Source organism: Parashewanella sp. 2210YD4-3 (assembly GCF_056591735.1).
In genome coordinates this window covers 100,344-115,611 of record NZ_JBWQOG010000003.1, presented here as the reverse complement: position 1 = coordinate 115,611, position 15,268 = coordinate 100,344, and the positions used below count along the sequence as shown (strand labels likewise).

The following is a 15,268-nucleotide window of genomic DNA, read 5'->3' as shown; positions in this document are numbered from 1 at the left end:
GACTGTAGTTGGGCTTTTTTTAAGATAGGCTTAATTGTTACGACTTGTTTTATCTATTACCACATCAAATCATCAGGTATCACATAATCCGCGTAAGGATCATTATCTTCTACCATATTTTCAGTTTTATCTGCCTCTGAAGCTAAATATCCACACCATTCAGGTACTAATAAATTCACTCGCTCAGCTAACTTAAAAGGCACGACGTAAGTTTTCTCTTCGTGGCGAACGATACCCAACTTACCATTCAAAAGTTGTGACTGAATAGCGTCATCGATGTAAATTGCGTGTACCTTTGTTCCAACCGTAAAGTTAAACTTCACTTCACCGTTAGAAGGTAATGAAAGTGCAGTACGCGTAAATTCAGTAATTAAAGAACGAACTTGCCCTTTCTCCATCGCTTCTGCAAAACGCTGTTCATTTAACGCTTTATCTTTTTCAGCTTGTTGCTGTTTTTGCTCAGCAATTTGTTGTTTTAAAGCTGCCGAACCATCATCAACTTTTTGATTTTTGTTTCGACGCTTTTGGGTTTTTACGTCACGAACTTTTTGTTTACTGGCTAAGCCCGCTTTTAATAGCTGCTCTTGTAATGCATTTGCCATGATTGTTTCTCTATTTTGTATCGTCACACTTGCGTAGGCAGGTGTATAGTGACTTATTAAAGGCTCTGGGCGCCTGCCTTCTCAGGCATGACAAGTCAGATTTATTCAGTTGGATTGATACTGTAATGAATGCTCGTCAAGGCTTCAAGTGGATCTGGCGCTTTAGTGATCGGGCGTCCAATAACTAAATAATCAGAGCCTGCTTTTAAAGCTTTCTCTGGAGTCATAACCCGGTGTTGATCACCAACGGCTGATCCAATTGGGCGAATTCCTGGCGTGATCAGCTTGAAGTTTTCACCCAGTGTTGATTTTAATGACTCAGCTTCTTGTGCCGAACATACAACACCGTCTAATCCTGCTTGATGCGCCAATGCTGCTAAATGTTGAACTTGTTCATCAGCCGTTTTATTTACACCAATTAGAGGTAACTCTTCATCACTCATTGAAGTGAGCACGGTAACCCCAATTAATAATGGCGCTTTATCACCGTAAGGCTCAAGAATATCCTTTGCAGCTTTCATCATAGCTAAGCCACCACTTGCATGAACATTCACCATCCATACTCCAAGTTCTGCTGCCGCTTTTACTGCTTTTGCAACTGTATTTGGAATATCATGAAACTTTAAATCTAAAAAAACATCAAAGCCTTTTTCTTGTACTTCTTTAACAAATTCTGGGCCAAATAAGGTAAACATCTCTTTACCCACTTTTAGACGGCACATTGTTGGATCAAGTTGATTAATCAGTGCAAAAGCTTCAGATTTATTAGCATAATCTAGAGCGACAAGGATACGTTTTTCAGACATGGTTTCTCCGATATGTTTTCATTTCCGCTGTTTATAACGCGGTTATTCGCCATCAAGACCTTTTATACGAGTAATTTTTCCCCAGGATTTGCATGATGGACAATGCCAGTAAAGTACATGAGCAGGAAAACCACATACTTTACAGCGATAAGATGGTCGATAAGCAATTTGCTGAGCCACTAACTCTTCTAATCGAGTAAGGTTATCTTTAGATGAACCATCTTCAGTTTCTAGCAAATATAACTTCATCAACTCCTGAAAGCCTTTCATTGTTGGATTTCGATATAATGAATCCAGCAAAATACTTTCAGCTTCTGATGATTCACCATTGTTTAATAACAAGTGAACAACTTCTAAAATAACTGAAATGCCAGCCCCTTTTTCAACGGCTTGCTGTAAATAATCTCGATAACCACTCACATCTGAATTGGCGAGGTAAACTTCTTTTGTCACCTCTAGAGCATCGGCAATAAAATGAATATCTGCGGTTAAAATGGCTAATAATTTCTGTTTGCTTTGCTTATAGTCATGCTGGGTAGCATATACTTTTGCCAGCTCTAATAAAGCCCGTATACATTTATCATCTTGTTTTAATGCTAGCTTGAGATATTTGATTTTTTTTGCGGGATCATCCGTTTCATCACTTAGTTGACAATAATAGTGAGCTTGGTCTTGTAGGTAATTTTTTCTATGAGCTCGGCTCATATGGTTAATCACTTTAATTGCTTTACGCCAATCTTTAGTGGTTTGGTAAATAGTGATTAACTGCGATTCCGCTTCGTGGGTATCTTCTGACTGCTGTAACAAGCTTAAAAATATTTCTTCGGCGCGATCGTAAAACCCGGCTGCCATATAGTCTTTGCCAAGTTCACTCATGGCCATTTCTAGTTGTTCTGGAGCTAAACTTGGTCGAGAAATAAGGTTTTGATGGATGCGGATGGCGCGGTCTACTTCACCACGTTTACGAAATAAAGCACCGAGAGAAAGGTGTGTCTCAATAGTTTCATCATCGACATCAAGCATATCAATAAAAAAATCTACCGCTTTGTCTGATTCGTTGGATAAAATAAAATTTAGTCCTGAAAAATATTCCTTGTTTAGCCTACGTTGTTTTTTTTGTTGCTGATGACGCATACTTCGGCGTCCCATATACCAACCGTAACCTGCAGCTAATGGTAATAACAAGAACAAGATTTCAAGCATATTATCGTTCTTCTTCGCTAACCGTTTTAGGCTCTATTTCAGCAAGCTTTTTATTTGCTTGGCGCAAAGCAACCTTTAACTTTATGATTTGGTAAGCTGCGAACAACCAACTAAGAAAAAATCCAATTAAGAAAACTGAAGCTAATACTATGGGAAGTCGGTATTCACCTTGAGCCACAAAATAGCTAATGGTAACCATTTGCTCGTTACGGGCGCCGAAAATAAAAGCTAAAAAAAAGATTGTAGCAACGACAATTGTAATGAAAAATGATTTCACATGTATCTCCATATAGTTCAGTAATACTGAAATCAATTAGAACTGTTCGTGGTCTTTAGTTATTGAAAACAGTACGAGTTCTGATTATCTGCGAAATAATGTTTTTAGGCTAGCATTAGATACAAAAAAGCCTCCCAAAGGAGGCTTTTTAATCAAGAATGATCACGAATTGACTGCATCAACACGTTCTCGTAATTCTTTGCCTGGCTTAAAGTGCGGTACGTACTTACCATCTAGATCCACTGAGGTTCCAGTTTTTGGGTTACGTCCAACACGCGGAGCACGGTAGTGAAGTGAAAAGCTACCGAATCCACGGATCTCAATACGATCACCAGATTCTAATGTTGAAGCCATTTGCTCCAGCATTTCTTTTACAGCATTCTCTACTTCTTTCGCTGACAATTGTGGATTACTAGCAGCGAGTTTTGCGATTAGTTCGGATTTTGTCATCCTAGCTATCCTCTTTTTTCAAGCCAAACTTAACCATTAAAAGGTGCTAATAAAAGCACCTTACAACAATGATTACTTACGAGCAGCTTTAAACGCTTCTGCCATAGCATTGCTGATAACAGCGTCATCTTTCTTGTTAACAGATGCTAGAGCTTCTTTCTCTTCAGCTTCGTCTTTCGCTTTGATAGACAGGCTGATGGTGCGGTTCTTACGATCTACACCCATGAACTTAGCTTCTATAGCGTCACCTTCTGCGAATACACTAGATGCGTCTTCGATGCGCTCACGAGAGATGTCAGCAACGCGAAGGTAACCTTCAACAGATTCAGCCAACTCAACAGTAACACCTTTAGCGTCAACTGCTGCAACAGTACCATTAACGATAGTACCTTTCTTCTTGTCAGCCAAGTAAGCGTTGAATGGATCGTCTTCAGTTTGCTTAACACCTAAGCTGATACGCTCACGCTCTGGGTCAACTGAAAGAACAACTGCGTTGATTTCGTCACCTTTCTTGTACTCAGATACAGCTTCTTCGCCAGTACCAGTCCAAGAAATATCAGATAGGTGAACAAGACCATCGATGCCACCGTCAAGACCGATGAAGATACCGAAGTCAGTGATAGACTTGATCTTACCAGAAACTTTGTCGCCCTTGTTGAAACGAGTAGCGAAATCATCCCATGGGTTAGTCTTACATTGCTTAAGACCTAGAGAGATACGACGACGTTCTTCATCAATGTCTAGAACTAGAACTTCAACTTCATCACCTAAGTTAACAACTTTAGATGGGTGGATGTTCTTGTTAGTCCAATCCATTTCAGAAACGTGAACAAGACCTTCAACGCCTTCTTCGATTTCAACGAAACAACCGTAGTCAGTCAAGTTAGTTACACGACCACTCAAACGAGTGTTCTCTGGGTAACGCTTGCTGATTGCTAACCATGGATCTTCGCCTAGTTGCTTAAGACCTAGTGATACGCGGGTACGCTCACGATCGTACTTAAGAACTTTAACGTTGATTTCGTCACCAACATTAACGATTTCAGATGGGTGCTTAACACGCTTCCAAGCCATATCAGTGATATGTAGAAGACCGTCAACACCACCAAGATCAACGAATGCACCGTAGTCAGTAAGGTTCTTAACGATACCTTTAACAGCTTGACCTTCTTGAAGGTTCTCAAGAAGAGCGTCACGCTCTGCACTGCTTTCAGACTCGATAACAGCACGACGAGAAACAACAACGTTGTTACGCTTCTGGTCTAGCTTGATTACTTTGAATTCTAATTCTTTGTTTTCTAGGTGAGCAGTGTCGCGAACTGGGCGAACGTCAACTAGAGAACCAGGTAGGAATGCACGGATACCGTTTAATTCAACAGTGAAACCGCCTTTAACCTTACCATTGATAACACCGATAACAGTTTCAGCGTCTTCGTATGCTTTTTCAAGAACAATCCAAGCTTCATGGCGCTTAGCTTTTTCACGAGAAAGTTGAGTCTCACCGAAGCCATCTTCAACAGAGTCAAGAGCAACGTCTACTTCATCACCAACGTTGATTTCAAGTTCGCCAGCAGCGTTCTTGAATTGCTCAGCAGGGATTGGGCTTTCAGATTTAAGACCAGCATCAACTAGTACCATGCCGTTTTCGATAGCTACTACAGTACCACGTACGATAGAGCCTGGGCGGAATTCTAGTTGTTCTAGGGATTGTTCAAACAGATCAGCAAAAGATTCAGTCATGTTAATTTACTTTAAGTAATAAACTACATTCATTCCTAAACGTAGAGTCAGTTAAATAATTTCACTATCATCCTTGTAGTGAATGCCTATCAACCTTGCGTTGCTCTTTATGAGCTACTCAGGGTTTGATAAATGTTTTTCGATGTGTGTAAGCACGATATCCAACACACCATCTATATTAATTCCTGTCGTATCAACGACTAATGCATCATCCGCTGGTTTCAGCGGTGCAACTGGCCGATTCATATCACGCTCATCGCGCTCAATGATTTCAGCTAAAAGGCGGTCGATTTTAACATCGAAGCCCTTGTCCTGCAACTGATTATACCTACGCTCTGCTCGTTCTTCAGCTGACGCGGTCAAAAAAATCTTAACGGGTGCCTCTGGAAATACAACGGTTCCCATATCACGACCATCAGCGATCAATCCGGGTTCAACTTCAAATGCACGTTGGCGACGTAATAAAGCTTCTCTTACTCTCGGGAACGCGGCAATTTTTGATGCTGCATCAGAGCATTCTTGAGTGCGGATATCACGGGTGACATCTTCGCCTTCTAAAACCACTTTGATGTTGTCGCTTTCATTGCCTGCAAGAAACTGAACATCGAGATGTGCAGCTAACAAACTTATAGCTTCTTCATTATCAAGCTCAACATCATGGTGAATTGAAGCTAATGCCAACACTCGATAAATGGCACCACTATCTAATAAATGAAATCCGAGTTTTTGAGCCAGTAAATGACATATTGTTCCTTTACCAGCTCCGCTTGGGCCATCAACTGTTACCACTGGAGTCCGTTCAGACATAATTCCTCCAAAATAAACATTCCCCAAAAGCACCACAAAGGCTGTTAAAGCCTAGTCGAAAAAATATATTTTGCGGTACTAATGAAAATAAGCGGCGGCATTGTACACCAGCCAAACCAAAAAATCTGGTTGTTTTTCAGATATTCGTGAGTGCTGAAATAAAATGAGAAGATGAAGCCGTACAAATTTGTTGACTACTGGTAGCAGATAGTTATCTGCACGGCTTAAAAGAATTTATTGTTGACCTATTTGAGCTAAGGCTTCGAAATAGTTAGGAAAAGTTTTGGATGTACAACCGGGATCATTGATGATTACCCCTACAGGAGACGCTGATAGCAGAGAGAAACACATCGCCATTCTATGATCATTGTAAGTATCAATTTCAGCATGAATCAACTGCTCCGGCGCTGTAACTTCAATCGCATCATTATGCTCGACTACCGTTGCCCCAACCTTTTTTAATTCAGCTGCCATAGCCGCTAAACGGTCAGTCTCTTTGATCCGCCAGTTGTAGATGTTTTTCAGCTTAGTTGTTCCTTTGGCAAACAAAGCGGCTACAGCTAAAGTCATGGCAGCATCCGGGATGTGATTCATATCCATATCAATAGCAATCAATTCAGCTTTCGATGAAAGAATATAGTCATCGCCCCACTCGATATTAGCGCCCATAGCCACTAATGCATCTGCAAATTGAATATCACCTTGAATACTGTTTTTTCCAATACCGGTTACTTTGACTTGTCCACCATTGATTGCGCCAGCGGCAAGAAAATATGAAGCCGATGATGCATCGCCTTCAACTAAAAATTCCCCCGGAGATTGATAAGATTGTCCCGCTTCTATTTCGAATGTTTGGTAATCATGGTTAATAACCTTAACCCCAAAGCGTTCCATCAGTTTGATGGTAATATCGATATAAGGCTTAGAAACTAACTCGCCATCAACAGTTATTAATACATTGTTTTTTGCCAATGGCGCAACCATAAGTAGTGCAGTTAAAAATTGCGAAGATAATTTCCCAGAAATATTAACACTACCACCGGACAACCCCGTGCCTTTAACCAACACAGGTGGAAAGCCCTGTTCTTTTTGGTAGATAATCTCTGCGCCTAATTGTTTGAGAGCATCCACAAGATCACGAATTGGGCGCTCTTCCATCCTAGGTTCACCCGTTAACTCATATTCACCAACACCTAAAGTTAGCGCCGCACACAATGGACGCATCGCAGTTCCAGCATTTCCTAAAAAGAAAGACTGCAATGTATCGCTTGTAAATGGCCCATTGTTTCCATGAACCACACATTGAGTTTTATCTTCACTTAACTCGTATCGAATGCCTAATTGTTTAAGCGCCGATAACATATGGCGGATGTCATCTGAATCTAACAAGTTTTTAAGGGTAGTTGGACCTGAAGCCAGTGACGCCAATAACAAGGCGCGATTGGAAATACTTTTTGAACCAGGAATATTTATTTCACCATTAAATTTAGCAAAATGAGGCAAAGTGAGTTGTTGCATCTTATGAATGTAATTAGCATACAGATTAGGGGGATACAGAATGGCGCATACATAAATATTCTGCAACTGTTATTCTCCCCAACCCTTCAATTTGTGATAATCTCACTTAATTGCAATAAGTTATAAGATAAAACAAAAAGGTAGATATAAGATGTTAGATCGCTTAACCGCTATGCCCGCAGATCCAATTTTAGGACTTCTAAATCAATATCGACAAGACACCAATCCAAACAAAGTTGATCTGGGTGTTGGGGTTTATAAAGATCCACAAGGTCATACCCCTATCCTTGATTGTGTAAAAGCCGCCGAAAAACATCGTTTTGCAACCGAAGATACCAAAGTGTACATTGGCCCCACAGGTTCAGCTGATTTTAATACTTTGATTACTGAACTGTGTTTCGGTTCAGATCACCCTGCATTATTAGCAAACCGTATTCGTACTGTTTCTACTCCTGGTGGAACAGGCGCACTTCGTGTAGCTGCTGATTTTATAAAACGTTGTAATAACAATGCCGTTTTATGGGTAAGTGATCCAACTTGGGCTAACCATACTGGATTATTTGAAGCGGCAGGCATCACTGTAAAAACCTACCCTTATTATGATTATGACAATAAGTCACTCAAATTTGATGAAATGGTAGCCTGCCTTGAGCAAGTAAGCGCTGATGACGTTGTTTTACTTCACGCGTGTTGCCATAACCCAAGTGGTATGGACTTAACGCCCGCGCAATGGGACATCATTGCAGAGCTAGCAAAAAATAAAGGCTTCACACCACTGATTGATATGGCATATCAAGGTTTTGGTATTAATGAAGACGCTGATGCTTACGGCGTTCGCAAAATGGCCGCTACCGTTGAAAATATGATCCTATGTAGTTCATGCTCTAAAAACTTTGGTTTGTACCGCGAGCGTATTGGTTCTTGCTCCATCATTAGCAATACAGCAGCTAAGGCCGACACTGCATTTTCTGTACTGCTTTATGTGGTTCGCTGCCTTTACTCTATGCCACCAGCTCATGGTGCCGCGATTGTTGAAACCATCTTAGGTTCAGCTGAACTTAAGCAACAATGGCTTGATGAACTTAAGCATATGCGTGACCGGATAAATGGCAATCGTAAGTTACTGGTAGATGCACTCCATGGATTAAATGTCGGTAACGATTTCAGCTTTATCACAGAGCAAAAAGGCATGTTCTCTTTCTTAGGCGTAAATCCACAACAAGTGGAAAAACTAAAGAGTGATTACAGCATATATATGGTTGGCTCTAGCCGTATTAGTATTGCCGGCATTACTGAAACTAATGTTGATTACTTAGCTCAATCTATAGCAAAGGTGCTTTAGTTTTTATCACAATAGGCACTCTGATGGGTGCCTTATCTTATTTTTCCTTATTCTCTTCATGATTAACTTTCAGTAACTCAATGGGTTAATAAACATTATGAAATATATTTAATTAAAATTAATTGGATTTCATTTGTAATTGCAAACATAGTTGAGCCTTACTTTTAATCATTTAAAAAGGTGAAAATATGTCTTCAGAAGGAGTAGGAGGAGGTGGGCAAGTAGCTCCATCACAGTACACTATTAACGGCCAAAACGGCTCAGATGATGAACAGGCTCTCCTGGTACCCAGGTTCCGTCCAACAAACCAGCAAACATCAAGTGAAAAATTTTGGTCTGTAACTGGGACTGGTGTCAAATACACTGGTGCGTTTCTGACAGGAGTCGTTGCACCAACTTTAAGCATGGGACTAGGTTATCTACAGTGTTCAGCCTCATGCAAAACTTCAACTGGTGATTCTGGATCGGGTTCTGGTGCAGGACTCGATATAGCCCCTTCACCAAGTCCAAGTCCAAGTCCAAGTCCAAGTCCATCAGCTAGTCCTAGTCCTTCCGATGGTTCAAGTGTCTTATCTGAAGTGCTTTCATGGGGATGGAAAGCTACAGCTGTTACTGGTACAGTAGCAACAGGTGTCGCTCTTTGGAAGATTGGTAGTTGGATGACTGGTCCAAAACCTGCTTCAAAAACAAGTTAGTAGTTTATATTTGTGATACTTTCCCCGTTTTTCTAAACGGGGAAACACAATTTGACATTCTTTTATGCTTATTTATGATAAAGCGAAACTTTCACCCCCTTACTTTATAAATGCTCCAAGTAGAATTACACATCACAAAAGATGGCTCACACACGCTTATAAATCCTACACTTGAAGAATCCTATCATGCCTATAATGGGGCTCTTACAGAATCTCAATTCGTATATATTGAATGTGGACTTAGATACTTTTTATCTCTAAATACAGGTAACGACCAGACTATAAACATTCTTGAATTTGGTTTTGGTACTGGGTTAAATGCTTTGTTAAGCCTGCAAGAAAGTATAGATGCTCACCTAGCAATTAAATATTCTAGCCTTGAACCATACCCTATTCCTATCGAAACCGCGCTACAACTGAATTACGCAGAAGAGCTAAAAATGCTAAGCCCCGAGTTATTTACACAAATTCATGCTTGCGATTGGGGAGAAATTAAAGATATTACCGATCAATTTGAGCTTTTAAAAATTCAACAAAAATTACACGATGCTGCTTTAATTCCCAACTCAGTCGATATTATTTATTACGATGCATTTGCACCCAGTAAGCAACCCGATGCTTGGGAAAAACACTTATTCGAAAAATGCTTTCAAACATTAAAGCCAAATGGATTATTGGTCAGCTATTGCGCTAATGGGCAATTTAAGCGTGACCTGAAAACGATAGGGTTTAAACTAGACCAGTGCAAGGGTCCTATGGGCAGACGTGAAATCACTCGCGCTTGGAAAAAGTAGCTCATTATTTTTTCTGAATAGATACTGACTCAACTTAATCTATTCAATAAATTTATCTACCATCAGTGCTATAAAAGAGAAGATATTTTCAGACCAATAAATATTGAAATTAGTATTATTGTATCACTTTAGCAGCATGCAAAAGTTGGTTATTCAAGCTAAGCAAGAGAATTACACCGAAGGTGCGGGGAAAATCAGACCCTTTTATTGATGATTTGTATGAAATGCTGATAGGACTGATAGGAGTAAAGACTCAGATCCCACTGCAGTAGATCCCCATAGAATTACAATATTAGATGCTTTAAAGAACGTTAAATTCTTTCATACAGAAACTAACGACCTCAAACCTATAAAACCAAAAACCATATATCTAATATAAAAGCGAGCATGCATTAAACAATTGTAACTTAAGAGTGATATGGATTAACTTTGATTTTATCATTTAAAGTAGTGACGGTTTAAGTTTCAGCATACAGGTTGGTAGTATTATGGCAGCAGTTCAGAGTGACACCGATGTGCAGAGCCTATTCCCTCGTAGAACTTATAGACAGAAAAACACAATACACAGTAATTTATATTATTTCGGCGGAAGAGCTTTTCAAGTTGTTGGTTATGGCGTTGCTACAGCCTGTTTAGCCGCCGTTCCGGCTTTGCATAAATATTCTAGTCAAACGTGCGAAGGTTCTGGTGAAGACAAAACCCCAACTTATATATGGACCTACGCTGTGACAGGCATAGGCATTGCTGGCATTGCTGGCATTGCTGGCATTGCTGCATCTATAGTTGGTAATTGGTTAGTGGGAAAAAGCAAATAAAAAGCTTCTGGTGCATTCTAAACAACCAAAAGCTTTTCTTTTATGGATACACATTAGTACCGTTCGATTAACTGCGCCAATGCTCTTACCCCTTCTACTGGCATGGCATTATAAATACTTGCCCTTAGACCACCAACAAAACGATGTCCCTTTAAAGCAACTAAACCTTCAGTTTCTGCATCCACCAAAAACTGTTCTTCATCACCTGTATTTTTCATATGAAAAGTTACATTCATAAGTGATCTATTTTTTTCAGCTATATCATTGTAAAAGTTATCAGAAGCATCAATTTCAGCATAAAGAAGCTCTGCTTTATCTCGATTAATTTTTTCAATATATGAAACACCACCAATTTGTTTCAACCATTTAAAAACTTCAGCCGCTAGATACCAAGCAAAAGTTGGTGGCGTGTTATACATAGAATTATTTTCTAGTTGCGCTTGATAGTTGAAAATAGTTGGTTGCGGCAAACTTGGTAGCTGCAACATATCATCTCGTACAATCGCGATAGATAGGCCAGATGGCCCAATATTTTTCTGTGCTCCTGCATAAATTACCGCAAACTTGGATACATCAATGTTGCGAGAAAGAATATTGGACGACATATCAGCAATAACTGGCCAAGGGCACTCGATATCATCAAAAATTTCGATACCATCTACGGTTTCATTTGGACAATAATGAAGATATCTGAATTTACGCACATTATCAGTAAAATCAGGAAGTGTTACTGATTTAGTTTCATCTTTGTTTTGGTAATTTGAAATCGAAACAGTATTAATCTGTTCTTCTTTCACCAATTTTTTTGCTTCATCAGCCGCCAGTTGAGACCACTGCCCAGAAACCAAATATAAAGCCTTACCTTGCTCCCCTAAAAAGTTATTTACCACGGCAGCAAATTGAGCGCGGCCACCACCATGCATGAAAAATACATGATAATTATCAGGGATGTTCATTAATTCACGAAGATCGGCTTCAGCCTGTTTAGCTAAGGCAAGAAATGGCTTATCCCTATGACTGACTTCCATGACTGACGTTCCTAGTCCATTCCAGTTAATCAGTTCTGCTTGAGCTTTGTGCATTACTGGTTCAGGTAACATTGCTGGCCCAGCACAAAAATTGTAGGTTTTGGTCACTGCTAAAAATCCTTCAAAAAAAGAGCGCCATATAGGCGCTCATTATGTTTTATTATTTTATTCGGCTTCAGGTTGCTCAGTTGAATCTTCAGCGGCGGCTTCTTCAATTGCCTCTTCGATTTCATCTTCTATTTCTTCGTCTGCACATTGAATCTCATCGATTCGTTGTAAACCTACGACATTTTCACCTTCAGAAGTTCGAATAATGGTTACACCTTGAGTGTTACGTCCAATGGTTGATACGCCAGTTGCAGGAGTACGAACCAGTGTTCCTTTATCACTGATCAGCATGATTTCGTCGTTTTCGTTCACTTGAACGGCACCAACAACTTCACCATTACGCTCACTGACCTTGATAGAAACAACACCTTTGGTTGCACGACTCTTTGCTGGGTATTCAGAGAGAACGGTTCGCTTACCATAACCATTTGCTGTTACTGTGAGAATATCGCCCTCACCCTTTGGAACAATCAGCGATACGACTTTCTGTCCATCTTCAAGTCTGATACCACGAACACCTGTAGCAGTACGTCCCATGGCTCTGAGCGAATAAACTTCTTCACCCGTTTCAGGGTCACGTTTAATTTCACCGGTTTCAGAGTCACGAACTTTCTCACCAAAACGAACCACTTTACCTTCGTTTGAGAACAACATGATTTCATCGTCGCCATTAGTGATATCAACACCAATGAGTTCGTCATCATCACGCAAGTTAACAGCAATAATACCGTTTGAACGAGGGTTGCTGTACGCCGTCAGTGCCGTTTTCTTAACCGTTCCATGAGCGGTTGCCATGATGATAAACTTGTCTTCCGAGTACTCACGTACTGGCAGAATAGCTGTAATACGCTCTTCATCAGTCAGTGGTAACAAGTTAACAATTGGTCGACCACGTGCAGTTCGGCTTGCAAGCGGTAGTTGATACACTTTCAACCAATACATCTTACCTTTATCAGAGAAACACAAGATTGTATCGTGGGTATTCGCCACGAGTAACTTCTCGACAAAGTCTTCATCTTTAACTTTGGTTGCCGCTTTGCCTTTACCACCACGACGTTGCGCTTGGTAGTCGGTTAATGGCTGGTACTTGGCATAACCAAGGTGCGACAGAGTCACTACCACATCTTCTTCATTGATAAGATCTTCAAGACTCATATCAACTTCATTCTCATTGATCTCAGTACGACGCTCGTCACCAAAGTCAGTAAGTACAACTTCAAGCTCTTCTTTGATCACTTCCATCAAGCGTTCTGGGCTACGAAGGATATGTAACAACCCAGCGATGAATTCTAATAGTTCTTCGTATTCGTTTAAGATCTTTTCATGTTCAAGACCAGTTAAACGGTGTAAACGAAGTTCAAGAATGGCTTGAGCTTGCTGTTCTGTTAAATAGTATTTGTCATCACGAATACCGTACTCAGGTTCGAGCCACTCAGGTCGCGCTGCGTCATCGCCTGCTTTTTCAAGCATTGACTTAACATTGCCTAAATCCCAACCTTGAGCAATTAATTTAGCTTTAGCTTCGGTTGGCGTTGGCGAGTTTTTGATTAACTCAATAACGGGATCAATGTTAGCCAGTGCAATCGCTAATGATTCAAGAATGTGTGCACGGTCACGAGCTTTGCGTAATTCGTATACAGTACGACGCGTAACAACTTCACGACGGTGTAGTACGAATGCTTCTAGCATTTCTTTTAGATTGAATATCTTTGGTTGACCATTAGTTAGGGCAACCATATTGATACCAAAAGAACACTGCATTTGAGTTTGTGCATAAAGGTTATTTAGAACAACCTCACCCACTTCACCACGCTTGATCTCGATGACAATACGCATACCGTCTTTATCAGATTCATCTCTTAGAGCACTGATACCTTCAATACGCTTGTCTTTTACTAGCTCAGCGATTTTTTCGATAAGCTTAGCTTTGTTAACTTGGTAAGGAATCTCAGAAACGATAATCGTTTCTTTGTTGTTGCTGTCAGTTTCCACAACTGCACGGGCGCGCATTACCGCACGTCCGCGACCTGTTCGATAAGCCTCAACGATTCCTTTGCGACCATTGATGGTTGCTGCCGTTGGGAAATCAGGTCCTGGAATGTATTCCATTAACTCATCAATAGTTACATCAGGATTCTCGATGAGTGCTAAGCAACCTTGCACAACTTCAGTCAAGTTGTGTGGCGGAATATTGGTAGCCATACCAACTGCAATACCCGCAGAACCATTTACTAGTAATGCTGGGATACGAGTAGGTAAAACTGCTGGAATTTGCTCTGTACCATCATAGTTAGGTACAAAATCAACGGTCTCTTTGTCTAAATCAGCCAATAATTGGTGAGACAGTTTTTCCATGCGGATTTCGGTATAACGCATTGCCGCAGCAGCATCGCCATCGACAGAACCGAAGTTACCTTGACCATCTACTAAGGTGTAACGCATAGAGAAAGGTTGTGCTAAACGCACAATGGTGTCGTAAACCGCAGAATCACCATGAGGGTGATATTTACCGATTACGTCACCGACAACACGAGCCGACTTCTTGTAAGGCTTGTTATAGTCGTTTTTTAACTCGTTCATTGCGAATAGAACGCGACGATGTACGGGCTTTAAGCCATCACGTACATCTGGCAGCGCCCTACCTACGATCACGCTCATTGCATAATCAAGGTAAGAATTTTTTAATTCATCCTCGATGTTTATCGGCGAAATTGATGATGCCAGATCAGTCATAAACTGCTCGCTCTCCTGAAAATTGCTGACGACACTATGATTCCGTGTCCACTCGAGCCCAAAAAAATTGATTTAACATTCTAACACAGTTATTTGAAGCCGCCACTGCAATCTAAGATATCCTAAATGACGAATGGAGTATCAATGTCGCGCTTGCTGACGATATTGCGCTCAAAACCTGTGATATTAAGTTGTTTGAATCAATACGAATAAATATCTGTCCTTAATACTAATCAAAAAACCACTGATTGTTAGCACTTTTTTTAACCGATTGATAAATTATTTGCATAGCTAAAGTTATTAATCGTTATATAATCCCAACTAATTTTAAGCCGGATATTTGGCAACTC

Annotated in this window: 14 protein-coding genes; 4 read left to right on the top strand and 10 right to left on the bottom strand. The window is 40.4% G+C overall.

What is annotated here, in order from left to right; genetic code table 11:
• Window positions 1–56 precede the first annotated feature (56 nt).
• The 8 genes from AC1EU0_RS05740 to aroA form a co-directional block, all read right to left on the bottom strand.
• A complete protein-coding gene (locus AC1EU0_RS05740; protein ID WP_480301111.1) occupies window positions 57–602 on the bottom strand; it encodes a DUF2058 domain-containing protein in 546 nt (181 codons plus the stop codon).
• A gap of 101 nt (window positions 603–703) precedes the next feature.
• Window positions 704–1,408 carry an orotidine-5'-phosphate decarboxylase gene (pyrF, locus tag AC1EU0_RS05735; protein WP_480301109.1) on the bottom strand — a complete coding sequence of 235 codons (705 nt, stop codon included), beginning with the start codon at window positions 1,406–1,408 and terminating at the stop codon, window positions 704–706.
• A gap of 42 nt (window positions 1,409–1,450) precedes the next feature.
• On the bottom strand, window positions 1,451–2,611 hold the full coding sequence (gene lapB, locus AC1EU0_RS05730; protein WP_480301108.1) for a lipopolysaccharide assembly protein LapB: 1,161 nt from the start codon (window positions 2,609–2,611) through the stop codon (window positions 1,451–1,453).
• A 1-nt stretch (window position 2,612) separates the two neighbouring features.
• Window positions 2,613–2,888 carry a LapA family protein gene (locus AC1EU0_RS05725; RefSeq protein ID WP_480301106.1) on the bottom strand — a complete coding sequence of 92 codons (276 nt, stop codon included), beginning with the start codon at window positions 2,886–2,888 and terminating at the stop codon, window positions 2,613–2,615.
• 162 nt (window positions 2,889–3,050) lie between these two features.
• Window positions 3,051–3,338 carry an integration host factor subunit beta gene (gene ihfB, locus AC1EU0_RS05720; protein WP_480301105.1) on the bottom strand — a complete coding sequence of 96 codons (288 nt, stop codon included), beginning with the start codon at window positions 3,336–3,338 and terminating at the stop codon, window positions 3,051–3,053.
• Window positions 3,339–3,410: 72 nt separating this feature from the next.
• A complete protein-coding gene (gene rpsA / locus AC1EU0_RS05715; protein ID WP_480301104.1) occupies window positions 3,411–5,078 on the bottom strand; it encodes a 30S ribosomal protein S1 in 1,668 nt (555 codons plus the stop codon).
• Between the two features lie 114 nt (window positions 5,079–5,192).
• Window positions 5,193–5,885, bottom strand: a complete 693-nt coding sequence (gene cmk / locus AC1EU0_RS05710; RefSeq protein ID WP_480301103.1) for a (d)CMP kinase — start codon at window positions 5,883–5,885, stop codon at window positions 5,193–5,195.
• Window positions 5,886–6,119: 234 nt separating this feature from the next.
• On the bottom strand, window positions 6,120–7,403 hold the full coding sequence (aroA, locus tag AC1EU0_RS05705) for a 3-phosphoshikimate 1-carboxyvinyltransferase (protein ID WP_480301554.1): 1,284 nt from the start codon (window positions 7,401–7,403) through the stop codon (window positions 6,120–6,122).
• 151 nt (window positions 7,404–7,554) lie between these two features.
• Between aroA and AC1EU0_RS05700 the strand changes: the two genes are divergently transcribed.
• The 4 genes from AC1EU0_RS05700 (at window position 7,555) to AC1EU0_RS05685 (ending at window position 11,049) form a co-directional block, all read left to right on the top strand.
• A complete protein-coding gene (locus AC1EU0_RS05700; RefSeq protein ID WP_480301102.1) occupies window positions 7,555–8,745 on the top strand; it encodes an amino acid aminotransferase in 1,191 nt (396 codons plus the stop codon).
• A gap of 188 nt (window positions 8,746–8,933) precedes the next feature.
• Entirely contained in the window at window positions 8,934–9,440 is a 507-nt protein-coding gene (locus AC1EU0_RS05695) for a hypothetical protein (RefSeq protein WP_480301101.1), read from the top strand.
• A gap of 110 nt (window positions 9,441–9,550) precedes the next feature.
• Window positions 9,551–10,234: a tRNA (5-methylaminomethyl-2-thiouridine)(34)-methyltransferase MnmC2 gene (mnmC2, locus tag AC1EU0_RS05690; protein WP_480301099.1), complete on the top strand. Its 684-nt coding sequence runs from the start codon at window positions 9,551–9,553 to the stop codon at window positions 10,232–10,234.
• Between the two features lie 488 nt (window positions 10,235–10,722).
• Window positions 10,723–11,049 (top strand): hypothetical protein, encoded by a 327-nt coding sequence (locus AC1EU0_RS05685; RefSeq protein WP_480301097.1) that lies wholly within the window; start codon window positions 10,723–10,725, stop codon window positions 11,047–11,049.
• A 53-nt stretch (window positions 11,050–11,102) separates the two neighbouring features.
• Here AC1EU0_RS05685 and serC read toward each other — a convergent pair whose 3' ends face one another.
• Window positions 11,103–12,185: a 3-phosphoserine/phosphohydroxythreonine transaminase gene (gene serC, locus AC1EU0_RS05680; RefSeq protein ID WP_480301095.1), complete on the bottom strand. Its 1,083-nt coding sequence runs from the start codon at window positions 12,183–12,185 to the stop codon at window positions 11,103–11,105.
• A gap of 57 nt (window positions 12,186–12,242) precedes the next feature.
• A complete protein-coding gene (gene gyrA, locus AC1EU0_RS05675) occupies window positions 12,243–14,918 on the bottom strand; it encodes a DNA topoisomerase (ATP-hydrolyzing) subunit A (RefSeq protein WP_480301093.1) in 2,676 nt (891 codons plus the stop codon).
• Between the last annotated feature and the right edge of the window lie 350 nt (window positions 14,919–15,268).